The organism is uncultured Shewanella sp. (genome assembly GCF_947497935.1).
Classification (GTDB): Bacteria; Pseudomonadota; Gammaproteobacteria; order Enterobacterales; family Shewanellaceae; genus Shewanella.
In genome coordinates this window covers 375,762-399,486 of the sequence record NZ_CANMIO010000002.1, presented here as the reverse complement: position 1 = coordinate 399,486, position 23,725 = coordinate 375,762, and the positions used below count along the sequence as shown (strand labels likewise).

Genomic DNA, 23,725 nt, shown 5'->3' with positions numbered 1-23,725 from the left:
TGCTAATTGAGCAAGTGCAGAAACAGGGAGTTGGGCAAAAGGTATTAACTCATGCAATTGCTTTGGCATGCTAAGCGGCGTTTATGGCGAGGGGAGCTGTGGCGCTTATCGTACTAAACCAGATGTAAAAAGCAGAAAACGCGTCAAGATGGTTAAAGTTTAATCTAAGTTGTTGCGCTAAAAATTGCACCAAAAAGGTACACTTGTTAATAAAATATTTCTGTTTTAATTGATATGCTTAGCTTAAAAGACTTGTTGTTAAATATAGGCCTTTGACCTCGCAGGACGGCCTTTTTTTGTGTGTGAGTTAACAAAAATAGAGCAAAAACTCTTAGTGTTTATAGTTTCTTCGAGTAAACTTGCGCCAAAGCGGAACACTTGTAAGCTAAAAGGTAGCCATTTTATGTCGCTCGAGCAATATCACGTAGTACGATTAATACAGCAACAAAGCCAAGCACTTGGCGACGCTATTGCGCTCGAAGGATTCGAAACTGCAGCGCCTTGGCACCAAGTGAGTTGGGCTAAATTCGACTCTATCACCTCAAAAATTGCACGAGTGTTGATTCAGTTCGGTATCGAGTCACAGGACCGCGCAATTATTTTGTCACAGAACTGTCCGCAGTGGACCTGTGCAGATTTGGGCCTATTAAAGGCTAAAGCCGTTGTTGTGCCTATCTATCCAACTAGCACATTAGAACAAGCTGCTTACATAGTTAACGATGCCGAAGCGAAATTAATCTTCGTCGGTGATAAAGACCACTACGCCATGGCGTGTGATTTGGTTGCCCAGTGCGACAGCCTGACTCGCATCGTTGCGTTCGACAAGTCTGTTGAGCTACAAGATCTAGAAAATCATTTCTACTTAGACGAACTTTTAGAACGTGAAGTAAACAGCGCTGCAGATGCAGAGCTAGAAAAACGCTTAAATGCTAAGAATCTTGATGATCTACTAACGCTTATCTACACCTCGGGCACTACAGGTGACCCTAAAGGTGTGATGCTAGATTATCGCAACATAGCGTCTATGGTGCGCCAGCACGACAACTTCCTACCGTTCACGCCGGGTGATGTGTCATTGGCATTCTTGCCACTGAGCCATGTATTTGAGCGAGGTTGGAGCTTCTACGTATTATGTCGCGGCGGTCATAACGTCTATTTGTCTAACCCAATGGCAGTGAAAGAGGCGATTGTGCAAGTGCGTCCGCACACATTATGTGTGGTGCCACGCTTCCTAGAGAAGGTGTATAGCGCAGTACAAGATAAGGTGATCAAAGCGCCAGAGATGAGACAGAAGATGTTCACCTGGGCCATGTCTGTGGGTCACAAGCAGTCTGAAGTCGGTCAAGGTCGTCATAAAGCCTCACTAGGCCTAAGCCTGCAGTGGAAACTAGCCGATAAGCTGGTTTTCAGTAAGTTAAAGCAGGTTTTAGGTGGACGCCTTAAGTTTATGCCTTGCGGCGGTGCGGCTTTAGATCCAAACGTTAGCGCCTTCTTCCAAAGCATCGATGTGCCTGTGCTATGTGGTTACGGCATGACAGAAACCACGGCGACAGCGACCTGTAACACCTTAGGTAATCGTGTACCTGGCTCTAATGGTCAGGTGATCCCTGAAGTGGAGCTCAAGCTAGGTAAAGACAACGAAATTTTGGTTCGTGGTGATACTGTAATGCGAGGCTATTTCAATCGCCCAGAAGAAACGGCTGAAGCGTTTGAAGATGGTTGGTTGAAGACGGGCGATGCGGGTCGTATCGACGAAAACGGTAACCTGTTTATTACCGACCGTATTAAAGAGCTGATGAAAACCTCAAACGGTAAGTATATCGCGCCGCAGCGTGTCGAAGGTAAGGTGGGCTGCTGTCCATTCATCGAGCAAGTGGCCATTGTTGCCGATGCGCGTAACTATGTGACAGCCTTGATTGTACCTGCTTTTGAGTCATTAGAAGCTTGGGCAAAAGAGAAGGGCGTACATTACGAAACACAGCTAGATCTATTACGTCACACTCACGTAGTGGAACACTTTGAGCAGCGTCTTAAGACATTACAAAGCGAGCTAGCTGGCTTTGAAAAGATTAAGAAGTTTACCTTGTTGCCAGATGCTTTCTCTATGGAAGCTGGCCTAATTACCCCAACCATGAAGTTGCGTCGTAAGGTGATTTATAACAAGTACGCTCGTGAAATCGATAAGATGTACAGCCGTTAAGCGAGCTTACAATCGATATTATAAAGGCACGCATTAGCGTGCCTTTTTCATTTATGGAATGGGGTGCTTCCTGAGACTCAAACTTCAATTATCTTTATAGGCTTCTAAGCCGGAAATTTATCGGTAGAATGATGGCAAATAAATACTGCTTACAATAACAACAATAAGGAATTCTAGCGTGCAAGAAACGGCATTTAGCTTAACCCTACAGCCAAGATTTTGTGAAACCGATGCCCTAGGGCATATCAATAATACGGTTATTCCGGTGTGGTTCGAAGCGGCGCGTGAGCCAATTTTCAAGATCTTTAATCCGACGCAAGACTTGTCGAAGTGGAACTTGATTGTGGCGGGCTTCACTATCGCCTTTAATGCGCCAACTTACTTTGCTAGCGATATCACGGTAAAGACTTGGGTCAGCCGTATCGGCAATAGTAGTTTTGAACTGACGCAAAGCTGCTGGCAGAACGGTAAAAAAACTGCCGAAGCGCAAACCACCATGGTCCATTACGATTACGCCAGTGAAAAGAGCCAGCCATTGAGCGATATAATTCGAGCGCAACTGGCATTGCTCACAGGTGAATAGCTACTGGTGAATCACCAGGATTCAATCCCATGAGCTGTTAGGTTTTGCTTAAAAATTTCTGCACATACCAGCAGCTCGCTTCAATTTTAAAGTCTTCTGCCTTGGCCCATTTTAGCCCATGGCGAACCAACTTTTCGGCTAAGCCTTTGCCCCGCACCTGCGGTGGCACATAGGTATTGTTGAAGTTACAGCTAGCATCATAAAGCTCATAGGCCAATACAGCCTGAGCTCCATCTTGGTTAATCACGAAACGGCTTTCATCGGCTAGGTGAATCACTTCACTCATTGGTGTACTCCTTTCATTGCCATTGTTACCTTTGTTGACTGGCTGGCTTCAATTTATGCTTGTTGATATGTCTTTAAAGCATCAATCAGTGCTGGTGTCAGCTTGGCTTTCTGGCCAGTTTTAAAGTTAAACATCACCACCTGCGACGAGCCAAGTGTGGTGACAGCCTTTTGGCTCTGGCTGTAGACACTGTAGTGCATCATGAACCGGTCATCTTTAATGTCACTGATATTCACGCCTACTGTTAAGGTGTCGGGAAAGGTGACTGGGCGCTTGTATCGCGCTTGGTTTTCGCTGATCACCGGGCCAATAGAGGTAGTTTGTAGCTCGTCGAGCAGGTTAATCTGATTGAAAAAGTCGATACGGGCAGTTTCAAAATAGCGGAAATAAACCACATTGTTGACGTGTTGCAGTGCATCCATTTCCCCCCAAGCCACGGCAATTTGAGTATTGATTGGGTATTGCTCGAGAAACTTGTCCATAATGATCCCTAGTTGGTGATTTTGGTTGCTTAAACATGCATTTAAACGGGTGTTTAACTTTTGGCCAGCATAACAGCATGTTTATCAGGCAACAAGGCAGGGGATAATACCCATCAGTATAAGTCGGGGCAGGTAGAAAATGACTAAATGGTTAGCAACGGCGTTACTGCTTAGCTGTGGGACGCAGAGTCAGGCGGCGGTCGTAAGCCAGTTTATTGAGACTGAAACTCGCCAAGAACTTAAGGCATATCGATTAATTAAAGCCATTGAACCACAGTTGCAGCAAGTGTATCAGGCGCTGCCTATGCAGCATAAATTAACCGTGGTTTACGGTGCACAAGACGGCCCCTTGTTTGCCCCAGAGGTTATGCAAATTCAAATCCCTTATTACTTTGTAACAGAGGTACTTAATCGTTTTACCAAGGATGAATATCAAAAAACTGGAGTCAGTCCGAAAGCCGCCACTCAAGATGCGCTGCTGCATACCTTAGGTCATGAGTACGGCCACGCTTATATCTATGCCAACGAGATTATCGTACTGGGACGAGAAGAAGATGCGGTCGACACCTTAGCCACATTGCTATTGATAAACGCGTTCGAAGACGGCGCCGAAATCGCGCTAAGTGCAGCGGATCTGTTTGCCCTTGAAGATGAAGACATTGATGAACTGGTTGAAGATGACTTTAGTGATGAACATAGCCTAGACGCCCAGCGTTACCACGCAACGATATGCTTAATTTATGGCAGTGAGCCTGAGAAATATGCAAGGCTGCTAGCAGGCTCTGAACAAGGCACAGAAAGAGGGACGATGTGTGAACAGGAGTACGCTCGTCAAAATGATAATTGGGAGAAGTTAAAAAGCCGCTACTTAGCAAAATAATGCACTTGAAAGTTGGCAAATACTAAGCGTTTTTACTTATAGCAACAGGAAATGTTGGTAAATTGTTATTAAACGTTTATGGTAGTCGCTTCTTGTGCAATTAATAGTGAGTGGGGCCAGTTTTTTATGACGGCAACAAAAATAATAATAATGCCCGCAGCTTTACAAGTCATATTATCTTCGGTTAAGGGCTTCTACCAAAAGCGAATTTCAGGCTTATGGCAAAAATTGTTAGTACTGACTTTTGCGCAATACCTATATGTGTTAGCGGGATTGATTGCAATTTTTGCGGACTCATTTAGTTGGGTTGTAGTGTTAACAGTGTTGGCGTTAACGATAGAGCTGTTACCTATTTTTGAGCGAATTTGGCATAGCTTAGTTGGTAAAGCTGTGCTGTTGCTGTTTTATGCCTTGGTGGCTAACTTTGCGTTGAGTTGGGCTGCTGGGGTCGTCAATGATGTGATTGGAGTGTCTGCCACGAATGTTGCCTATACTCATAATTTGGCGATTTTGCTGTATATCCCAGTGTGGTTTGTGTTTATCACCGCCTTGGTTATTCTCGCCGCGCAGTTGCTGGTGCCTTTCTATTTAATGCTTGCTTTAATACTCGCGCCATTAGGCATTAAACTGCCTAAGTTGACCCAAAATATTCATTTTCAAAAACTCACTTGGCTATTGCGTTTAATGTTGGCAACCGGCTTGTTCGCTCACCTTGTTTTATATGTATTGCCAGAGCTTGAAGCCGAACAGTCACAACAAACTATCACTGCTGGCTTGGTACCGACTGAGACCACTATAAGCGCCGAGAATGCAGAGCTAAAGGGTATGACAGATGAGTATTTGCAAGCGCGCTATGAGTACCAAGCATTTGTGCGGCAGATGATTGCACTTTTTGCATTTGAGTTTGAAGCTAACAGTAAGTCTCGCTGTCAGAAGGATACCGATTCAAGAGTGGTTGAATTAAACGATTATGAACTGATCGAAATATATCGCGATAAGACGCTGAACGATGGTTTCCGTTTTGAGGTTAAAAAGTGTATTTCGCCCGCTTTTCCAAGCGACAGTTGACAGCAAAAGTAATAAAAGGGCCTTTAAGGCCCTTTTTATTACTTTTGGTATTAGCTTAATCGATCTTTAGTTCGTCAAAGCTAGTAATGGTTTTAAAATCGCCTGTACGTTGGCTGTCATCGCGAACCATCTGCACCACGTATAATCCGGCTTCGTTAGCTGCCTTTAGCTCTTCGAGTACGTCAGAAACAAATAGGATCTGCTTAGGGCTTAGGCTGATCGTATTAACGATATTGCAGTAAGCTTGCTTGAAACGCTTGTTGCCAGTGCGAGTGTCAAAGTGGCCATTAAACTTATCGTTTAGATCACCTGCATCACTGTGGCTAAACAGCAGTTTTTGCGCCTCAACAGAACCCGAAGAGAAGCTATAAACTCGCAGACCTTGCTGCTTGTAGCCATCGAGTGCCTCGATAAAGTCAGGGAAAATATGCCCCTTAAATTCACCATTGGCATAGCCCTGTTTCCAGATCAAACCTTGAATGGTTTTCAGTGGCGTGGCTTTGCGGTCTTCTTCGATCCACTGCAGCAAAATTTCGGTCACACGAGCAAGGCTGGCATCTGGCTCAAGTGCAATATCTTGCACATCACAAATACAGTTATCTACAAGTACATTGTGTTGGTTTGCTTCAAGAAAAGCGGCTAATTCCCTGGCTGAATAAGGAAAAAGTACATCCTCAATAAAGTTAAGGTCGGTAGTCGTACCGGCTGTATCTACAACAATGGCTCTGATACCCATAATATTTGCTCACTCCGCAATGTACATTGTACCAATCACACTGATTCAACTTGATTGGTTATTCTAATAGTCGAGATCTGTTATTGCTCAGATCCTAAGCTGAATTACACGCTTTGGCTAGTGTAATCACGCCTACGTTTGTACTAAATTTTCAGTTTTATTCGTTTTGTTGCGCATTGCCCTCGATATTAATGGTCGAGTCAGAGTTATTGATAGTTATTAATTAACGCCATGTCAGCCTAGTCGTTATTTGCTGAAGGTTATTGACTGATTTTAACGTTGTTGTATTTTTGCTCAGCTGTTAAGTTCATCACTTGCTTAACTAAAATAGATGCCAGTATCTGGGGTTAATGAATTGGCTAAAGAGTTAAAAGGATAACGTTCAGGGAGAGACTGATGATAAGAATAATGATGCTGGGTTGCTTGGCTTTAAGTTTAAGTTTAAGTTTGAGTTTAGGCTCGGCAAGCAGTTATGCCAGCGCAAAAGAAGCGGATGCTAAGGCGCCGAAAGCTAATGTTATGGGGTTAACACTAGAGTCATTAACCATCACTTCCGACTTAATAGAGCCTGCTGAGTTTAAGGTGACGTTACCTGCCAGCTATGGCAACAAGCCAAATAAACAATATGTGGTGCTTTTAGGCTTGCACCCAAGAAGCCAAGCTTTGCTCGCAGGCATGCATGACTGGATGAGCCATAACGGTGATTGGCCTTGGTTAGAGACGATAATCGTCACTCCGCCAGATGGACACCAGGGCTTAGGAGAGCTAAAAACCTTAGCGATTGAACAGCAGGGCAATCAAAAACTGCTAGATTATTTTGAGCAAGATCTGCTACCCGCTATCGATAACAAATATCGCACCAATGGCTTTCGTATCTTAAACGGTTTTGTTGGCGATGCCGGGCTCAGCCTCTATTCCCTGATAAATCGCCCCAGCCTGTTTAATGCCTACTTTGTGGCAAGCCCAGCATTGAGCAAAGACTTTGCCTATGTCATTAAAGATGCACCTAAAAAGCTTGCTGCTATGCAGGGCGAGCCGCGATTCTTGTTTATGAGTACTAACGATAGCAGCCATGACCAGCGTCAACTCGGCGCATTTGCAGAGATGGAAGCTATTCTTAAAGCTAATGCCAGCGACACATTGGATTACCGCATCAAACGTTTCGATGGCAGTTATTATATGACTCAACCTGTGCTTGCTGCAGCCTATGCCATTGAAGCTCTGTTCGATGATTACCATCAAGTGTTGGCGGCAGATTCAGAGATTTCTAAGCAAGGCCCACAAGCTATTGTGGCGCATTATCAATATTTATCTGAGCAAAAATACGGTTTTAAAGTGCCCGCGACTCGCTCACTCATAAAGCTAGGTGATAGTTACCTTGAAACGGAACCGACCAAGGCGATTGAAGTATATCAAGTGGCAATCACCGATGATCCTAAAACGGTTATAGCCTATGACGCCGTTGCAGGGGCTTATGCAAAGCTCGGTGATTTTGAGCAAGCCATAAAATATCAGGCGTTAGCGCTAGATAAAACTAATCACTCTTTTTATAAAAAGAAGTATTCGCAAAAGTTGGCTGAGTATAAGCAGCAGAGCAAGCTTTAAATGTTCACTTTGCTGATTCTTTAGAATTGAATAACAAAAACGATAGCCTTGTGGCTATCGTTTTTTATTGCAGTTATAGGTATTTCTTCTGTCGACTACTGACCTTTTTCAAATAGTTACGGGTTTCTTCGCGGTTATGGCGATGAGTTAAAAACCAATAAAACTCGCTCACCGTCATCTTATTAATCCGTGCTAAAGCCTTAGTGCGATTACCACGTGAGTCTAAGCTCTTCCATAGGTTACCCGCGCCGCCGTTATAGCTAGAGATCACCGCATACTCGCGTTTCTTAGGGTGGGTGATCCCTTTAAGGTAGCGGCTTGAAAGGATCTTTAGATAGCCAGTGCCCACCTCAATATTTTTGGCCGGATCATAAAGGTACGCCGATGACGGCGTGTGTTTATAGCCTTGGATTAAATTGAAATAGTCGCGGCCTGCGGTATTGGCCTTAATCTGCATCAAGCCTAGAGCATTAGAACGTGAGCGTGCCAATGGGTTAAACGAGCTCTCCGTCTCGATAATCGCCATGATCAAATCAGTACTGATCCCGTGCTTACGGCTGGCGCTACGGGCGTAATTAATATACTTATTACCAGCAATGGTGGTGTGCTCTTTCACCATGTGAATCGCCACTTGAAAGCGCGAGTTCACTCGTTTGCTTTTATTCACTAGGTAGTCGGCATAGCGGGATGCGCGCCATTCAAATTCAATCGCTTTACCGTCTTTATCGAGCACCTGCCCCCAGAAGAATGGCTTCTTCTTTTTGCTGATTAAGCCAAAATCCTCTGCAGTTTGCGCGTCGATAACCGTAGGGTCGATCTGGGTTAACAGCACTTGCACCACAGCCTCTTTAAGTTGCGCTTTAGTGCGGGTTTCCACCAAGATCAAACCACGTTTAAAGTCGACGTAGGTAGAGGCCTGTTCGGTTTCTTTATACACCAACACCGATGGCACAATTGGCCGTGAGTAGGAGTCTTGCCCCTGATATTCCAGTAGCAATGCCGCGACATCGGCATCGTAATCACTCAAGTCTAATTCGCTACTGTTAGCGGTAGCGATATTCGCTATGGTGATAGCGGTTACGCTGCAGATCGCAAAGAGTAGCTGGGATAAGTATTTAGACATTTATCAGAGGGTTAGGTTTTTTGTGGCTTGATTATACAATGGTTGGGCATCACCCTCATAGTTGAGGTTTTATTTTTCAAAATTTGGTTGTTTTTTGTGTCATTTGGATTTCTATTTTTTAAATCGATCAAACTTCGTTTGATAATAATTTATGGGCTATACGCCCAATTTATAGAGCATCAGGTTACGCCTGACCTTTAAGTTAGACTTCGTCTAACAACCAAAGTCGTGGGATTCCATCCCTTAGTTACGGCTAATCAAGCTGCGCTTGATAAAGGTCGTGAGCTTCCAGCTCACACTCGGGCAAAAGGGGGACAATAGCTTTCCCCTCTTGCATCACCCGAGCCGCCCCTAACGAAGTTGTTGATCCTCAGTCATTTTCGAAAATCGCTATCGCCTCATATTCGCCATCCCTGGCTCACCTAAGGCTACCTCGGCATCCATGCCTCGCTCACGCGCCTAATGTTTACAAGAGCCTTCAATGACCTCGGCAACTCCGATGGGGAATTGGCGTTTCCTGTAGCAATGGTGGGCAGCTATTCCTGCCTTTTGATATTTAAAACACTTCAGTGAAATGATTGTGCTTTTCTAACCCAGTGTAGATGCGGCCGTGACCGTCCATGACATGGACGTCATGGCCGAGCTTCCAGGGATGGATTAACAGCGTGTCACGGCCGCGTCTGCACATGCGCCGACCGCAGGTCATTGGCTGCATCAGATGTAGAAAGCCATAACAGAGGTGATTAGATACAAAAAGCAGAAACAGTTAAGCAGCTGTGCTTAAAAGGCAAAATCCACCGTAGCTAAATACTTATGCTTTACCAACCCAGTGTAGATGCGGCTTAGGCCTTTGATGGCATGGATGCCATCGTAGAGCGGTCAGGGACGTACTTGCAACGATATCCATATCTAAGGGCCAGTTCAGCATCCATGCTTCTCGTTCGTAACTCAAAGCTTCGCTTTACTCACCGTGCCTAAGAAGTATCTGCACATACGCCGACCGCAGGTCATTAGCTGCATCTGATGCAGACAGTTACCTCTGAGGTAATTCGCAACATTGCTGCCAAAAGCCACACCCAAAACGATGAGAATGCCTCATCGCTCAGGCATTCCCAACTATTGATGTACTAAGTGCCCATTCTTCACCACATCTACACACGAGGCCACACCATAGGTGTAGGCCAGCTCTGCTGGCGTGCTGATATTCCACATACAGAAATCGGCGGTCATGCCGACCTCTATTACGCCGACATGATTATCGATACCTAAAGCTTTGGCGGCATTGCGGGTCATGCCTGCTAGCGCTTCTTCTGGGGTTAAGCGCAGTAAGGTACAGGCCATATTGAGCATCAATAGACTTGAGCAAAGCGGCGATGAGCCGGGGTTGTAGTCGCTAGCGACCACCATTGGCACCTTGTATTTGCGTAGCAAATCGATTGGTGGGTGCTGGGTTTCACGTAAAAAGTAGAACGCGCCGGGTAGCAAGGTGGCGCAGGTGCCACTATCACTGAGGGCTTTAACGCCTTCTTCATCTAGGTATTCAATGTGATCCACTGATTTGGCGCCAAGCTTGGCTGCCATGGCAGAACCGCCCATGTTAGATAGCTGCTCGGCGTGTAGCTTGATTTGCAGACCTGAAGCTTTGGCGGCGCTAAGCACGCGTTCGGTTTGCTCTAGGTTGAAGGCGATATTTTCGCAAAATACATCCACTGCATCGGCAAGATTCTCTTCAATGACCTTTGGCAGCATCTCGTTTATCACTAAATCAACATAGGCATCACTATCATGTTGGTATTCCGGCGGAATGGCATGAGCGCCTAAAAAGGTAGTCTTTACATCCACATGGTGATGCTTGCCCAGCTCACGGGCAACGCGGAGGATCTTTAATTCGGTCTCGATATCTAAACCATAACCTGACTTGATCTCTACAGTCGTAACACCTTCTTTAGCCAGTGCATTTAGGCGCTGGCGACCTAGCTCAAACAACTCGGCTTCATCGGCTTCGCGGCAGGCGTTAACGGTTGAAATTATGCCGCCACCACTGCGGGCTATCTCTTCATAGCTAGCACCTTGTAGGCGTAGTTCAAACTCATTGGCACGATTACCGGCAAACACTAAGTGGGTATGGGCATCGATAAGACCTGGGGTGATCCAGCCGCCTTTGCCTTTGTAGATGGGTGTGGCGAATACATCAAATTCTGGCAGCTCGCTGCGTTTACCGACCCAAGCAATTTTACCGTCTTGAACGGCGAGGGCCGCATCGGTAATTGCACCATAAGGCTCTGAAATATTTGGCGACATTGTAGCGATGTTGATATCTATCCAGACTTGATCCCACGACATGATGCAGTTCTCTTTTTGGTTGTTTTTTGTGGCAGCTAAATACTAACACTAAAAATAATTTGTGAGCTAGCTTGTATTTACTTGTATATACAAGCTAGGATTGTAGCTGAGTTTTTGAGCATGTTAAACAAGAAAGCACCTAAAGATAGCTGTAACGGGATGGTCAATGGCAACGCCAAAGTTTGAAGAGATTAAACAATACATTTTAGCGCAAATTGAGTCTGGTGAATGGGCTGAAGATAGCCGTGTGCCATCTGAAAATCAGTTAGCCGAGTTGTTTAATTGCAGTCGAATGACGGCGCGCAGAGGCTTAACTGAGCTGACCGAATCGGGCGTATTAGAACGTTCGCAAGGGTTAGGCACCTTCGTTGCAGGCCTTAAAACTCAGTCTTCAATGATGGCGATTCGTAATATTGCCGATGAGATAAAAGACCGTGGCCATGGTTATAGCGTGCAACAAGTGTTGCTCACGCAAACGCTAGCAACTGGCGCGATTGCGATTGCGCTGGGGCTAGAAGATGGCAGTAAGGTTTATCAGTCAGTTCTAGTGCACTGTGAGCAAGGTACGCCGTTACAGCTTGAAGAGCGCTTTGTGAACCCTAAGTTGGTGCCTGACTATTTAGACCAGGACTTTACCCTGCAAACTCCCCACGAATACTTATCTATGGTAGCGCCGCTGACTGAAGCTAAGCACACCATCGAAGCCAAGATGGCCGATATCGCGCAGTTAGCGCTATTAGAGATTGCGGCCTCAGAGCCGTGTTTACAGATCACTCGCCGCACTTGGTCGCGCCAAGGTGTGGTGAGCTTTGCACGCTTAGTGCACCCCGGTAGCCGATTTAGATTAGGTGGTCACCTGACTTTTAGTTAACCGCTCCCCTAATGATTAACCGTATTAAGCAAGTGATTTACCGCAGGACAAGACAGTACATATAAAGCTTTAAAAAAGCTGATAAGAAAACACAAAACAAATTGAACGAGGTAGTACCCATGGATAAGAGACACGATCCGAGCCGTCGCATTATCGCGCCGACAGGAACAGAGCTAAGTTGTAAGAGCTGGCTGACCGAAGCGCCGATGCGTATGTTGATGAACAACTTACATCCAGATGTGGCTGAGCGTCCTGAAGACTTGGTGGTCTATGGTGGTATCGGCCGTGCGGCTCGTGACTGGGAATGCTACGACAAGATCGTTGAAGTCTTACAGCGCCTTGAAGATGACGAAACCTTACTCGTCCAGTCGGGTAAGCCTGTGGGCGTATTCAAGACTCACAACAATGCGCCGCGGGTGATCATCGCTAACTCAAACCTAGTGCCACATTGGGCCAACTGGGAACATTTTAACGAGCTAGATAAGAAAGGTTTGGCCATGTATGGCCAGATGACGGCGGGTTCTTGGATCTACATTGGCTCACAAGGCATTGTACAAGGCACTTACGAGACCTTCGTCGCTATGGCGAAAAAGCACTTTAATGGTGATTCTAGCGGCAAGTGGATCTTAACCGGCGGCCTTGGTGGCATGGGTGGCGCGCAGCCATTAGCTGGCACTATGGCGGGTTACTCTGTATTGACTTGCGAAGTGGATGAAACTCGCATCGATTTCCGTCTACGTACAAAATACGTCGACAAAAAAGCCACTACCCTTGATGAAGCATTGGCAATGATCGACGAAGCCAACAAGAGTGGTAAGCCTGTTTCAGTTGGTCTATTAGCTAACGCTGCCGACATATTCGCCGAGCTGGTTGAGCGCGGTATAACTCCTGATGTAGTAACTGACCAAACCTCGGCGCACGATCCACTAAACGGCTATCTGCCGCAAGGTTGGACGTTAGAGCAAGCTATCGAGATGCGTAAAACTGACGAAGCGGCAGTGGTTAAAGCGGCGAAGCAGTCAATGGCGGTTCAAGTTAAGGCGATGCTAGCACTACAGGCCGCGGGTGCCGCGACAACCGATTACGGCAACAACATTCGCCAAATGGCATTTGAAGAGGGCGTTGAGAACGCATTCGATTTCCCAGGTTTCGTACCTGCCTATGTACGTCCACTGTTCTGTGAAGGTATTGGTCCATTCCGCTGGGCAGCGCTTTCTGGCGACCCTGAAGATATCTACAAGACAGACGCTAAAGTGAAAGAGCTTATTCCTGATAATCCGCACCTACATAACTGGTTGGATATGGCACGTGAACGTATTGCCTTCCAAGGTTTACCGTCGCGGATCTGTTGGGTGGGTTTAAAAGACCGTGCACGCTTGGCCCTCGCCTTTAACGAAATGGTTAAAAATGGCGAGCTTTCAGCGCCAGTGGTGATCGGTCGTGATCACTTAGACTCAGGCTCTGTTGCCAGCCCTAACCGTGAAACCGAATCTATGCTTGATGGTTCTGATGCGGTATCGGATTGGCCGTTAATGAACGCCCTGCTTAACACTGCAAGTGGCGCAACTTGGGTTTCCTTGCACCACGGTGGTGGCGTAGGTATGGGCTTTAGCCAGCACTCTGGTGTGGTGATTGTGGCAGATGGTACAGACGACGCGGCTGCGCGTTTAGGTCGCGTACTGTGGAATGACCCAGCAACGGGCGTAATGCGTCACGCTGACGCGGGTTACGATATCGCGAAAAATTGTGCAAAAGAGCAGGGTCTAGACCTGCCGATGCTAGAAAATGCCACGACAGAGGGTAAGTAGAACATGAGTCATTTAGTATTAACTCCGGGTACCTTAACCCTGCCACAAATCCGCGAAATTAGCCGTGGCAAAGTAACATTAGAGCTAGCCGAAAGCGCTATCGCCGATATCAACACTAGCGCAGGTTTAGTGCAGCAGGTATTGGATGAAGGCCGCACGGTTTACGGTATCAACACCGGCTTTGGTCTGCTTGCCAACACTAAGATTGCCGCAGACGATCTACAGCTGCTGCAACGCTCAATCGTACTGTCGCACGCAGCGGGTACAGGTCAATACATGCAAGACGCCACTGTGCGCTTGATGATGGTATTGAAGATCAACTCGCTCAGTCGTGGTTTTTCAGGCATTCGTCTAGAGGTGATTAACTTCCTTATCGCTTTGGTTAACGCCGGTGTTTACCCATGCGTACCTGAGAAAGGTTCAGTAGGGGCGTCGGGCGACTTAGCGCCGCTATCACACATGTGTTTGCCGCTACTTGGCGAAGGCGAGATGAGCTACCAAGGTGAGCTAATCACCGCAGCAGAAGGCCTTGAAATTGCGGGTCTTAAGCCAATCGAACTCGCAGCAAAAGAGGGGCTCGCGCTACTTAATGGTACTCAGGCGTCGACGGCATTGGCACTGGAAGGCCTGTTTAACGCAGAAGATCTGTTTGCGGCAAGCTCGGTAATCGGCGCCATGAGTGTTGAGGCGGCAATGGGCAGTCGTAGCCCATTTGATCCACGTATACACGCGGCTCGCGGTCAGAAAGGCCAAATCGACTCAGCAGCTGTATTCCGTCACTTATTGGGTGATGAGTCTGAGATCAGTCTTGACCACGTTAACTGTGAAAAGGTGCAAGATCCCTATTCACTACGTTGTCAGCCACAGGTGTTGGGGGCATGTTTGACCCAGATCCGTCACGCGGCTGAAGTGCTAGGCACTGAAGCGAACGGCGTTACCGATAACCCACTGGTGTTCCAAGATACTGGCGACATTATCTCGGGCGGTAACTTCCACGCAGAGCCTGTAGCAATGGCAGCGGATAACTTGGCAATTGCGATTGCAGAACTTGGCTCGATTGCCGAGCGTCGTATTGCACTGCTTATCGACTCAAACCTATCTAAGCTTCCACCATTCTTGGTGGAAAACGGCGGGGTAAACTCAGGCTTTATGATTGCCCAAGTTACTGCTGCTGCACTGGCATCAGAGAACAAGACTTACGCCCATCCTGCATCGGTGGATAGCTTACCGACATCGGCTAACCAAGAAGACCATGTGTCTATGGCAACGTTTGCCGCGCGTCGCTTACGTGATATGTCTGAAAATACCCGTGGCGTATTGGCGGTAGAGCTATTGGCCGCTGCCCAGGGCCTAGATTTCCGTGCGCCACTGCAACCAAGCAAAGCGGTAGCACAGGCAAAAGGCGAGTTACGTGAGCTAGTCACTTACTACGATAAGGACCGTTTCTTCGGCCCTGATATCGAAGCGGCAACAGATCTACTATTAACAGCCAGCTACAACGCTTATCTGCCAGCGGATATTTTACCTAGTCTCTAAGTGAGATTGAGCTGACAGTGACGAAAAGGGCCTAAGGGCCCTTTTTTTAGCCCTAAACCACCGACTTCAGTAGGCGGTTATCATCAATTAGGCTCTGCCTGAAGTACGTTCAATGGCATTGCGGAGTAAGGCAATGTTTAACGGCTTATAAGTTCATTTAAACATAGCTTATTAACTCAAGTGATACGTGAGCTTTGCTAATGGTGCGGTACAAGCTTCTAAATCTGGCTTTTTACGGGCTAAGGTGATGGATTTGCGAGGCGCTGCTCGGTAGTTTATTGTGCTTTTCGCTACCATCACCTGACTATAGCTTGTCTCTTATTAGGTGAAATCATTGCCAGCAGATTCGAAAATTAAAATTCGCCAGATAGAAGCGTTTCGCTGTTTTATGTTGTCGGGGACGGTAACCGGCGCTGCCGAGCTGATGTATATCTCTCAACCCGCGGTGAGCAGACTCTTATCTGAACTTGAATATCGAGTAGGTTTTCCGCTTTTTGTGCGCACACACAATAAATTAGAGGCAACTCCAGAGGCTAAATTATTCTATAAAGATGTTAACCGAGTCTTTATTGGGATGAACAGTTTAGCCTCTTCGGCCGACGCTATCGCACGTAACAATCAGGGGCGATTGCGTGTCGGTGTGATGCCAATCTGCTCTAATAGCTTTATGCCTGATGTAATCGCGGCGTTTCTAAGCCTGCATCCTAATGTGTCTATTGAGTTGGAGTCGGCATCGAGAATTCAGCTGTTGGATATGGTGCGTAGTCATAGAGTCGATATTGCGATAACGACCAACGTAGAGGCGGATGAAGAGGAGTTCGATTGCCGATTCTTACGCAGACACAGGGCTGTGGTCTTGCTTCATGAGGGACATCCATTAGCGCAGAAGAGCTCGCTTTCACCGATAGATCTGAAACATGAACGTTTTATGACTCTGGCTTATGGTAGTCCGTTTCGAACGCGAGTCGAGGATGCGTTTCTTAAGCAGAGCGTTAAGCGCAATATTATTCTCGAAGCGAGAGAGCAGAGTACCCTGTTTCAGTTAGTAAAGAAGGGCGTGGGTATCGCTATTTTAGACCCTTTCGTGCTCCAATCTGGCGCGGATGGCATTGTGAGCCGACCTTTTGAGCCTGTGACAGAGTGGGAATATCACGTGGTGCAGGCAAAAGGGATTCAAACTCCTAGAATGGTAAATGCTTTTCTAGATATCTTATTTGAGTATTTTGAAGAGCCTTTAGCTGGATAAAAACCCTCAAAGCGGCAGCAATAGACAAAAAAATACCGCAGCAAGCTGCGGTATTTTACTTATTGAATGCTGATTAGCTTCTTACTGCAATCGCTTCGATTTCGATTAGTGCATCTTTAGGAAGACGTGCAACTTCAACACAAGAACGTGCAGGGTAAGCAGCGCCTAGGTTGTCGAAGAAGTTTTGGTAAACTTCGTTCACGATTGGGAAGCTGTTTAGATCTTTTACGAATACCGTCATCTTAAACACGTTAGCCATAGTTAGGCCTGCAGACTCTACGATAGCCTGTACGTTTTTCAGTGACTGTAGCGCCTGCTCCGCAACATCGGCAGACATCTCGCCTGTTGCTGGATCGATTGGTAGCTGGCCAGAGGTAAAGATCATGCTGCCAAGGTCAACGCCCTGAACATATGGGCCGATTGCTGCAGGTGCTGATTCTGTGTTAAGTGCTTTAGTCATTTCTATTTCCTAAATCTTACTAGTGGCGGGCTTCGCCGCCACTGCTATTGTTATTGGTTGATTATTAGTTGCAAATTAAGCTGGTTGTACTTGCGCTTGAGGCTGGTTGGCGTAGCGTTTCCAACCCGTGATGATAGAGAACATCATCACACCGAGTAGGGCCCAAGGATAAGGTGCCATAAAGCTGATCGATGCACTTGGAACCGCTAAGCCTGAAGAGATGGCCGAGGTTTCAACCGCCGAGTACCAAACCATAACCGCTAGACACCAAGGCATCATGTAGAAGATTGAACATACTGAGGCACTCATTAGGTTAGCGCGACGCTCAGGGGTAATGTTGTTCTTCTCACCCAGTGGCTTAACCAGAGTTGGTCCCACTAGCAGCTGAGATGGTGCGTTCGAGCTGACTAATAGTGATGACACAGATGTTGAGTAGAACATCAGTAGTTCAGTGCTACGGGTGCTGTTTGAAACGCGCTCAGTGATGAATGCAAGAATGTCATCCATAATGCCGCTATTCATGAAAATCTTGATCACACCTAGGATTAGGATTACGAACACAACAGCGCCCGTTACACCGGCAATTGCATCTTCGATGATGCCATTCGATACGCCGCGCTCAGAAGGAACGGTGAACAGATCCGTTACCGCAAAAGCACCAATACCCAGTCCAACAACTGTAGCAACAAGGATACCGTAGCTTAGAGCTTCTAATAGGTGACGACCCTTTAGCGCGAAGAAAACCACAGCAGCAACAGAGAGCAGCATTAATAAGCTTTCTGGACGAGCGCTATCGCCGTTTTGAGTGGCGGCTTCTACTAGACCATCACCCTGACCAAAGAATACTAAGGCAACCAGTGCGATAGCACCCGCCGTTAGCGACAGTGGCATACGCTGGCGAACAGTGGCACCAAAATCGGCCCCTTGTGTGGTACAGCCTACGATGGTGGTATCTGAAATAGGGGCAACGTTATCGCCAAATACAGCGCCTGACAGTAAGGCTAGGGCAACGAAGGCAGGATCTGCGCCTAAGTAAACGCCAGCTGGGAATAGAATTGGCGCGAGTGCTAAGTTAGCACCGTTTGAAGAACCAGTACCCATGGCGAAGATAGCGGTAGACATAAAGACGATGATCAAGAACATGCTGCCTTGAATACCGGTCGACATACCAAACCATAAGATACCGTCTACTAGACCGCCGGCCTTCATCAAAGAGCCAAGAACGGCGGCGAAGATCCAAGCTGTGATCACCACAACACCGGTTTTATCGGCGATGCCATCTAATATCGACTGAAAATAATCACGCTTACTCTTAACTAGGAACATACCTAAAATAATGGCGATAAAGCCAGGTGCCCATGCGGCTTTAGGGCCACCAACACCATTAAAGGTAAGCAATAACATTAGACCGACCATGGTCAATAGTGGAACCATTCCACCAATTTTTCCAATATGAAACTCAAGCTTAGTTGACTGAGACATAATTGATTCTACCTATTCCTCGTCTTGGCTGTAGGGTCAGTGGTGACGAGAAATTAAAATTTGGCCAAAATGCCTGAGAAGATTCTCAGGCATGTTTTTTAGTTTTTACTTATTGGCAATCAGTTCTGGGTATCCGAATAGGGCTGGTGTACCACCTGTGTGTAAAAATACAACGTTCTGCTCTTTAGTGAATTGACCGTCGCGGATCATGCCGATCATGCCGGCCATGCTTTTCGCTGTGTAGGTAGGGTCTAATAATATCCCTTCTTCATGACCTAAAATCTCGATTGCTTCATGAACTTCAGTCGTCAATTGGCCATATCCAGGGCCAAGCACCCAATCTTCACACTTAACTAATTCGTGAGTGACTTTATTCTCATCAACACCAAGTAGTTGTAGTACTTTGCGAGTCTTAACTAATACACGCTCGAACTGAGCCACTTTGTCACGACGAACGCAGAAACCATATACTGGGATATCGCTGTTTAGCGCGATTAAGCCTGCTAAAACACCGGCGTGAGTGTTAGCTGAGCCTGTTGGTAGTACGATGGCATCGATCTTCATGCCAGTCGCTTGTGCTTGAAGTAATAGCTCTTCAACACAGTCAACATAACCCAGTGCGCCCCAAGGTGTTTTACCTACCGCACCAAGTGGAATAACGAATGGCTTATAGCCTTCTTCCGTTAGCTCGTCGGCTCTGTCATACATCACCTGATCGGCACCGTTCTCATCTTCGCCCACTGGGTAAGTGTGAATTTTTGCGCCCATTAGTTTGTCTAAGAATGGATTACCGCTATCTTCGTACTCAGGTAGTCGGCCATCAACACGGTGCTCTAGCTGTACTTCAACATGCCAGCCCATCTTTCGAGCTGCTGCAACTGTCATACGAACGTGGTTAGACTGAACTGCACCTGTGGTGAGTAGGGCATTACAGCCATCAGCTTGTGCCTTACCAACATAAAACTCTAATTGGCGAGCCTTGTTACCACCCATGGCTAAGCCCGTCGCATCGTCACGTTTAATCCATAATTTAGGGCCATCGAACTTCTTGGTCATATTAGCCATAAATTCGAAAGGTGTTGGAGTGTGAGCTAATTTAGCTTTAGGGTATTTATCAGTAAGCATGTTTTGATTCCTTTATATTAATTTATTCTTGTATCAATATTTATAAGAATAGCTTTGTGTTTGTTTGGTCTTTAATTAACTGTTTATTGCTTTATATGTTGATAAGGATATTTACTGCACTTCCTAATAAAACAACGAGTGTGATTTTTTTAAATAAATCCTGATTAATAAACTTAGCGATATAGTCACCAAAAAAGGCGCCGGCAAAAGTCGCTGGAATTAGCATCATGGATGTTTTATAGGTGTCTGCTCCAATCCCGACAAAAGAAGCCTGTAGGCCTAAAGCCACGATGTAAGACAGGGTTGAACAGGTGATTACTGTTGCACGGATCTGATCTTTAGTTAGTACGCTGCGTGTCAGGTATGCGACCACCACAGGGCCTGGCATAGCCATGGCGCTGGCCATTACGCCAGACATGGTGCCTACGCCAAAGCATGGACCTTTCCCCATATTCGCTGGAGTTGTTTCATGACCCTTACGCGCTTTTATCATCTCTAGGATGTTTTGCACTGTGATAGCAAGTATGAGTAGAGCAACGGCTATCTTTAGCCCTGTAAGGTCAAAATTACTGAAAATAACAATGCCGATGGGGTAACCTAAGGCACAACCCAACATTATTTTTTTCACTAAATCCATTGGTGCAATTTTACGGATTTTAATCCAGTGAACTAATGACATTGCGAGGGTTAATATAATAACAATTTGAACGGCAGAATTAGATTGTAATAAAACAAGTAGGAAGCTTACGCCAATTAATCCAAATCCAAAACCCGTTGCAGCTTGTAACGTGGCTGCGAAGAATACTGTCATTAATAATAATGAGAATTCCATTAGTTAACCCAAATAATATATTTAATCTATGGGCCGAATTATATGTTTACGCCCCCTGCTTAGGTCAATTGACTAAACATTTGCCAGCTATAACTAAATGTTATGCTGAAACTCATCAGGGTTAGAGTGCATGGAAAAAGCAGAGCTGGAACGCTATATCTTGAGAGTTTTATAAACGACTTAATCGAAAAAAGCCGTAGAGGCAGGACCCTTACGGCTTTGTTTAATACCATTTTTTTGAGGCTACATCCGTGAGTTCATCTCACCTATCTTTAAGCTCATCAGCTCTTTTGTCCACAGAGCCTTGTCGATACCTTCAACCCAGAATACGCGGCTTTCGCGAGTCTGGCCTTTACGAAGATAAGTATCTGGCATTCTGAAAACGGCTTGCCATACCTTAACGGTTTCTTTTTTGATTAATGCGCCAGAGTCGGCAAATAGGCTGACCTCTAGCTCTATCATCACATAGTGCTCTGGGCTGTTGCTGTTAAGCTCGAAAGTGATTCCTAGGCGGCCATCGTCATCCCACTGGCTATCCAAGAAGCTGACTTTGACGCCGCCTTTCGCGGTCGATTTTAGAAGAGCCGATTGAGCTATCGCAGATGAGGTTAGTGTTTCTGTTGTTGCTGGCAGGGTCGTCGGCACTGCCGTTGTTGGTGCTTGGGTTACAGCTGAAGCTTGGCTGTCTACAGCTGCTACTGTGCCAACTGTGGCAGGTAAAGTCACTGGCACTGCGGTATCTGGCTTAGTTTGACTCTCAAGGATCACATACTCCCAAGTGAAGTCATCGTTTAGTTTAACCGTGGCACCATTTTCTAGAGTGACTCGCGCCACCTCTTCGGCGAATGCCGGTATAGAAAATAGTAATAACGCAATCGAGGCGTAGGTTCGCAGAGCTTTATACATGGGTTTTCACCTATTTAAGTGGATTGACCTAGCATAGACAAAGTATGACTTGATTCATACTCGCGCCAAGAAATATGTGATCTTTCGGCTGCAAAATGTAGCGTTTTACCAATGTCTATAACGACATAGAATAGCCGATACTAGATATATAAGGCCGCGGATCTACATAGAGTAGCCAATACTTAACACGGCCGACTCGGTGGCTGAGTTGTATCCAGCGCCTATCATAAAGTGCTTGCCTATGACGTAGCGTAGGCCAACTTCTGCTCCCCATGTGGTGTCTTTATCGGTTTCCCAGACGGGCTCTGCGCCGACCACATAAGGCACAATATTGGTGGTGGATGAATATTCGGTGGTGTAGGCGGTCGCGCCGCCATAGAGGCTGAAATCTGTTGTTAGTGAGTAACTGACACCAAAACGCCATAGGGTGTCTTGGGTATAGGCTTCGCCAGGTGGCTCAAGATACACGTCCTCTTTTTTACTCTGCGCATAGCCGATGTAATAGCCCCAATCTGCATAATCTCTGTCGTAGTGACGAGGCGCGAAGGTAACTCCATACATATCTTCTGCCGCGGGAATATAGTCTAGAGTTACAGCCATAACTGGGGCGGGTTTAGTGTCAGGTTCTAGACTGAATTCATTTGCCATAACGCCGTGGCAAGTCAGCGCAAATAGGCTGGCTATCAAGTATCGAATCATGATTCCCTCAATTAATGGCTAGTATATGGTGATAGATTGTTCTAAATCTTTGGTTTACAGTCAACCAAGAGTGCTAAAATGACTTGTATAATAGCGGTTTGTAACGCTGTTGTTTTCACCTCTTAATCTTAATGTTGGATTAATTTTAACTCGTTGGATGCTCCTTTGAGCGCGCAAGAATTGGAGAATGGCTTTGGATCAGGAATTACGCGCTGCGATTGCTCAGTGGTTAACTAATATTGGCATCAATACTCAACCATCTGATGGTGTGTCGAGCGCGATCATGGTGCTCGCATGTTTTGTGGTGGCTTTTATTGGTTATCTCTTCGTAAAACGTGGAGTGGTGACCACGATGAATATGGTTATTCTGCGCTCTAAGGCGCACTGGGATGACATCTTTATGCGTCATCAAGTATTGGAGAAGATAGCCATCCTTGTACCCATCATTATCTTGAATATTCTGTTACCGCTGGCCTTGAATGATCACAAGGTGCTTAGCAGCCTGAGCGATCGGCTGCTCGATGTGACTATTGTTATCTTGTTTGTTCGCGCAATTTATAGCTCCTTGGACGCGGCGAATGAGATAGCCGATTATAATTTAGTCAGCCGTAGATTGCCGATTAAGAGCTTTGTGCAGCTGGCTAAACTCTTCATGTTCTTTGTCGCGATCATCATCTCTATCTCTGTATTAGCAGATCAATCTCCGGTCTATTTCTTAAGCGGTTTAGGTGTCGCAACCGGTTTGGTCATGTTGGTATTTAGGGATACGATCTTGGGCTTTGTGGCTGGGATTCAGCTGGCTGCTAACCGTATGGTGAGTCCCGGAGACTGGATTGAGATGGATAATTTTGGCGCTAACGGTACTGTTGAAGAGGTGTCGTTGACCACAGTTAAGGTACGTAACTTTGACCAAACTCTGACCATGCTACCAGCTTATTCGTTAACTTCAGGCTCCTTTAGAAACTGGCGTGGCATGTCTGAATCCGGTGGCCGTAGAATTAAGCGTGCGCTGCAGATAGATATCCAGTCGGTGCGTTTCTTAACTGAAGATGACATGCGAAGTTTAAGCAAGATCAATCATCTTAAGGACTATTTCTCTGCAAAATCGGCGGAGATCATCACATATAATGCTCAAGTTGAAGATGCGGATATGTACGTGAATAGTCGCCATCTAACCAATCTAGGTACCTTTAGAGCCTATGTTCAGGAGTACCTGCAACAGCACGATAAGATCCGCAAAGATATGACATTGATGGTGCGTCAGCTCGCGCCGACCGAACTTGGTGTGCCTATCGAGCTTTATATCTTTACTAACGATACCCGCTGGGAATTTTATGAAGGGATCCAAGCCGATATTTTCGATCATATCTTCGCGATCTTGCCTGAGTTTGGTCTGCGAATATTCCAAGGCCCTACAGGAGCGGATGTGCGTAGCTTGAAGCATTAGCTCTGAG

The 23,725-nt window shown here is 46.3% G+C and carries 21 protein-coding genes; 10 read left to right on the top strand and 11 right to left on the bottom strand.

The features are described from left to right. The first annotated feature begins 403 nt into the window (after positions 1-403). Both Q1A86_RS03945 and Q1A86_RS03940 read left to right on the top strand, forming a co-directional pair. Positions 404-2,200 carry a long-chain fatty acid--CoA ligase gene (locus Q1A86_RS03945; protein WP_299803101.1) on the top strand — a complete coding sequence of 599 codons (1,797 nt, stop codon included), beginning with the start codon at positions 404-406 and terminating at the stop codon, positions 2,198-2,200. Between the two features lie 178 nt (positions 2,201-2,378). Next, positions 2,379-2,783 (top strand): thioesterase family protein, encoded by a 405-nt coding sequence (locus Q1A86_RS03940; RefSeq protein WP_299803099.1) that lies wholly within the window; start codon positions 2,379-2,381, stop codon positions 2,781-2,783. A 37-nt stretch (positions 2,784-2,820) separates the two neighbouring features. On the opposite strand, the gene Q1A86_RS03935 is transcribed toward Q1A86_RS03940, so the two are convergent. Together Q1A86_RS03935 and Q1A86_RS03930 are read right to left on the bottom strand one after the other, a co-directional pair. Further along, on the bottom strand, positions 2,821-3,069 hold the full coding sequence (locus Q1A86_RS03935) for a GNAT family N-acetyltransferase (protein ID WP_299803097.1): 249 nt from the start codon (positions 3,067-3,069) through the stop codon (positions 2,821-2,823). 53 nt (positions 3,070-3,122) lie between these two features. Further along, complete coding sequence (locus Q1A86_RS03930; RefSeq protein ID WP_299803094.1) at positions 3,123-3,551, bottom strand: thioesterase family protein; 429 nt, start codon at positions 3,549-3,551, stop codon at positions 3,123-3,125. A gap of 139 nt (positions 3,552-3,690) precedes the next feature. Here Q1A86_RS03930 and Q1A86_RS03925 point away from each other — a divergent pair, with 139 nt between their 5' ends. Both Q1A86_RS03925 and Q1A86_RS03920 read left to right on the top strand, forming a co-directional pair. Beyond that, on the top strand, positions 3,691-4,431 hold the full coding sequence (locus tag Q1A86_RS03925; RefSeq protein WP_299803091.1) for a DUF4344 domain-containing metallopeptidase: 741 nt from the start codon (positions 3,691-3,693) through the stop codon (positions 4,429-4,431). 150 nt (positions 4,432-4,581) lie between these two features. After that, positions 4,582-5,499: a hypothetical protein gene (locus Q1A86_RS03920; RefSeq protein ID WP_299803089.1), complete on the top strand. Its 918-nt coding sequence runs from the start codon at positions 4,582-4,584 to the stop codon at positions 5,497-5,499. Between the two features lie 55 nt (positions 5,500-5,554). Here the strand turns inward: Q1A86_RS03920 and mtnC are convergent, their stop codons facing one another. After that, positions 5,555-6,235, bottom strand: coding sequence for an acireductone synthase (mtnC, locus tag Q1A86_RS03915; protein ID WP_299803086.1), 681 nt, complete (start codon positions 6,233-6,235; stop codon positions 5,555-5,557). 396 nt (positions 6,236-6,631) lie between these two features. Here mtnC and Q1A86_RS03910 point away from each other — a divergent pair, with 396 nt between their 5' ends. Continuing rightward, a complete protein-coding gene (locus tag Q1A86_RS03910) occupies positions 6,632-7,840 on the top strand; it encodes an alpha/beta hydrolase-fold protein (RefSeq protein ID WP_299803083.1) in 1,209 nt (402 codons plus the stop codon). A gap of 73 nt (positions 7,841-7,913) precedes the next feature. Here Q1A86_RS03910 and Q1A86_RS03905 read toward each other — a convergent pair whose 3' ends face one another. Both Q1A86_RS03905 and hutI read right to left on the bottom strand, forming a co-directional pair. Next, the gene (locus Q1A86_RS03905; RefSeq protein WP_299803081.1) at positions 7,914-8,963 is read right to left on the bottom strand and encodes a murein transglycosylase domain-containing protein; all 1,050 of its coding nucleotides are present in this window, start codon (positions 8,961-8,963) and stop codon (positions 7,914-7,916) included. A 1,116-nt stretch (positions 8,964-10,079) separates the two neighbouring features. Then, positions 10,080-11,306, bottom strand: coding sequence for an imidazolonepropionase (hutI, locus tag Q1A86_RS03900; protein ID WP_299803078.1), 1,227 nt, complete (start codon positions 11,304-11,306; stop codon positions 10,080-10,082). Between the two features lie 166 nt (positions 11,307-11,472). On the opposite strand from hutI, the gene hutC reads away from it, so the two are divergent. From hutC to Q1A86_RS03880, 4 genes are all read left to right on the top strand, one after another. Next, positions 11,473-12,177, top strand: coding sequence for a histidine utilization repressor (hutC, locus tag Q1A86_RS03895; RefSeq protein ID WP_299803076.1), 705 nt, complete (start codon positions 11,473-11,475; stop codon positions 12,175-12,177). Between the two features lie 119 nt (positions 12,178-12,296). After that, a complete protein-coding gene (hutU, locus tag Q1A86_RS03890; RefSeq protein WP_299803073.1) occupies positions 12,297-13,985 on the top strand; it encodes a urocanate hydratase in 1,689 nt (562 codons plus the stop codon). A gap of 3 nt (positions 13,986-13,988) precedes the next feature. Then, positions 13,989-15,521, top strand: a complete 1,533-nt coding sequence (gene hutH, locus Q1A86_RS03885; RefSeq protein ID WP_299803070.1) for a histidine ammonia-lyase — start codon at positions 13,989-13,991, stop codon at positions 15,519-15,521. A 334-nt stretch (positions 15,522-15,855) separates the two neighbouring features. Next, positions 15,856-16,767 (top strand): LysR substrate-binding domain-containing protein, encoded by a 912-nt coding sequence (locus tag Q1A86_RS03880; RefSeq protein WP_299803067.1) that lies wholly within the window; start codon positions 15,856-15,858, stop codon positions 16,765-16,767. Between the two features lie 73 nt (positions 16,768-16,840). On the opposite strand, the gene Q1A86_RS03875 is transcribed toward Q1A86_RS03880, so the two are convergent. From Q1A86_RS03875 to Q1A86_RS03850, 6 genes are all read right to left on the bottom strand, one after another. Continuing rightward, complete coding sequence (locus Q1A86_RS03875) at positions 16,841-17,227, bottom strand: RidA family protein (protein WP_012157354.1); 387 nt, start codon at positions 17,225-17,227, stop codon at positions 16,841-16,843. A gap of 75 nt (positions 17,228-17,302) precedes the next feature. Continuing rightward, entirely contained in the window at positions 17,303-18,709 is a 1,407-nt protein-coding gene (locus Q1A86_RS03870) for a Na+/H+ antiporter NhaC family protein (RefSeq protein ID WP_299803063.1), read from the bottom strand. 105 nt (positions 18,710-18,814) lie between these two features. Beyond that, positions 18,815-19,834, bottom strand: coding sequence for a D-cysteine desulfhydrase family protein (locus tag Q1A86_RS03865; protein ID WP_299803060.1), 1,020 nt, complete (start codon positions 19,832-19,834; stop codon positions 18,815-18,817). A 91-nt stretch (positions 19,835-19,925) separates the two neighbouring features. After that, positions 19,926-20,666 carry a sulfite exporter TauE/SafE family protein gene (locus Q1A86_RS03860; protein WP_299803058.1) on the bottom strand — a complete coding sequence of 247 codons (741 nt, stop codon included), beginning with the start codon at positions 20,664-20,666 and terminating at the stop codon, positions 19,926-19,928. Positions 20,667-20,909: 243 nt separating this feature from the next. Continuing rightward, complete coding sequence (locus Q1A86_RS03855) at positions 20,910-21,572, bottom strand: DUF3157 family protein (protein WP_299803056.1); 663 nt, start codon at positions 21,570-21,572, stop codon at positions 20,910-20,912. A gap of 162 nt (positions 21,573-21,734) precedes the next feature. Next, positions 21,735-22,271 (bottom strand): TonB-dependent receptor, encoded by a 537-nt coding sequence (locus Q1A86_RS03850; RefSeq protein WP_299803055.1) that lies wholly within the window; start codon positions 22,269-22,271, stop codon positions 21,735-21,737. Between the two features lie 193 nt (positions 22,272-22,464). On the opposite strand from Q1A86_RS03850, the gene Q1A86_RS03845 reads away from it, so the two are divergent. Next, on the top strand, positions 22,465-23,718 hold the full coding sequence (locus Q1A86_RS03845) for a mechanosensitive ion channel family protein (protein ID WP_299803053.1): 1,254 nt from the start codon (positions 22,465-22,467) through the stop codon (positions 23,716-23,718). Positions 23,719-23,725 lie beyond the last annotated feature (7 nt).

Bases quoted from the DNA above. Each gene is read 5' to 3' on its own strand.
- Q1A86_RS03945 (WP_299803101.1), top strand. From the start codon at position 404: ATGTCGCTCGAGCAATATCACGTAGTACGATTAATACAGCAACAAAGC.
- Q1A86_RS03935 (WP_299803097.1), bottom strand. From the start codon at position 3,069: ATGAGTGAAGTGATTCACCTAGCCGATGAAAGCCGTTTCGTGATTAAC.
- Q1A86_RS03930 (WP_299803094.1), bottom strand. From the start codon at position 3,551: ATGGACAAGTTTCTCGAGCAATACCCAATCAATACTCAAATTGCCGTG.
- Q1A86_RS03925 (WP_299803091.1), top strand. From the start codon at position 3,691: ATGACTAAATGGTTAGCAACGGCGTTACTGCTTAGCTGTGGGACGCAG.
- Q1A86_RS03920 (WP_299803089.1), top strand. From the start codon at position 4,582: ATGCCCGCAGCTTTACAAGTCATATTATCTTCGGTTAAGGGCTTCTAC.
- mtnC (WP_299803086.1), bottom strand. From the start codon at position 6,235: ATGGGTATCAGAGCCATTGTTGTAGATACAGCCGGTACGACTACCGAC.
- Q1A86_RS03910 (WP_299803083.1), top strand. From the start codon at position 6,632: ATGATAAGAATAATGATGCTGGGTTGCTTGGCTTTAAGTTTAAGTTTA.
- Q1A86_RS03905 (WP_299803081.1), bottom strand. From the start codon at position 8,963: ATGTCTAAATACTTATCCCAGCTACTCTTTGCGATCTGCAGCGTAACC.
- hutI (WP_299803078.1), bottom strand. From the start codon at position 11,306: ATGTCGTGGGATCAAGTCTGGATAGATATCAACATCGCTACAATGTCG.
- hutC (WP_299803076.1), top strand. From the start codon at position 11,473: ATGGCAACGCCAAAGTTTGAAGAGATTAAACAATACATTTTAGCGCAA.
- hutU (WP_299803073.1), top strand. From the start codon at position 12,297: ATGGATAAGAGACACGATCCGAGCCGTCGCATTATCGCGCCGACAGGA.
- hutH (WP_299803070.1), top strand. From the start codon at position 13,989: ATGAGTCATTTAGTATTAACTCCGGGTACCTTAACCCTGCCACAAATC.
- Q1A86_RS03875 (WP_012157354.1), bottom strand. From the start codon at position 17,227: ATGACTAAAGCACTTAACACAGAATCAGCACCTGCAGCAATCGGCCCA.
- Q1A86_RS03870 (WP_299803063.1), bottom strand. From the start codon at position 18,709: ATGTCTCAGTCAACTAAGCTTGAGTTTCATATTGGAAAAATTGGTGGA.
- Q1A86_RS03865 (WP_299803060.1), bottom strand. From the start codon at position 19,834: ATGCTTACTGATAAATACCCTAAAGCTAAATTAGCTCACACTCCAACA.
- Q1A86_RS03860 (WP_299803058.1), bottom strand. From the start codon at position 20,666: ATGGAATTCTCATTATTATTAATGACAGTATTCTTCGCAGCCACGTTA.
- Q1A86_RS03855 (WP_299803056.1), bottom strand. From the start codon at position 21,572: ATGTATAAAGCTCTGCGAACCTACGCCTCGATTGCGTTATTACTATTT.
- Q1A86_RS03850 (WP_299803055.1), bottom strand. From the start codon at position 22,271: ATGATTCGATACTTGATAGCCAGCCTATTTGCGCTGACTTGCCACGGC.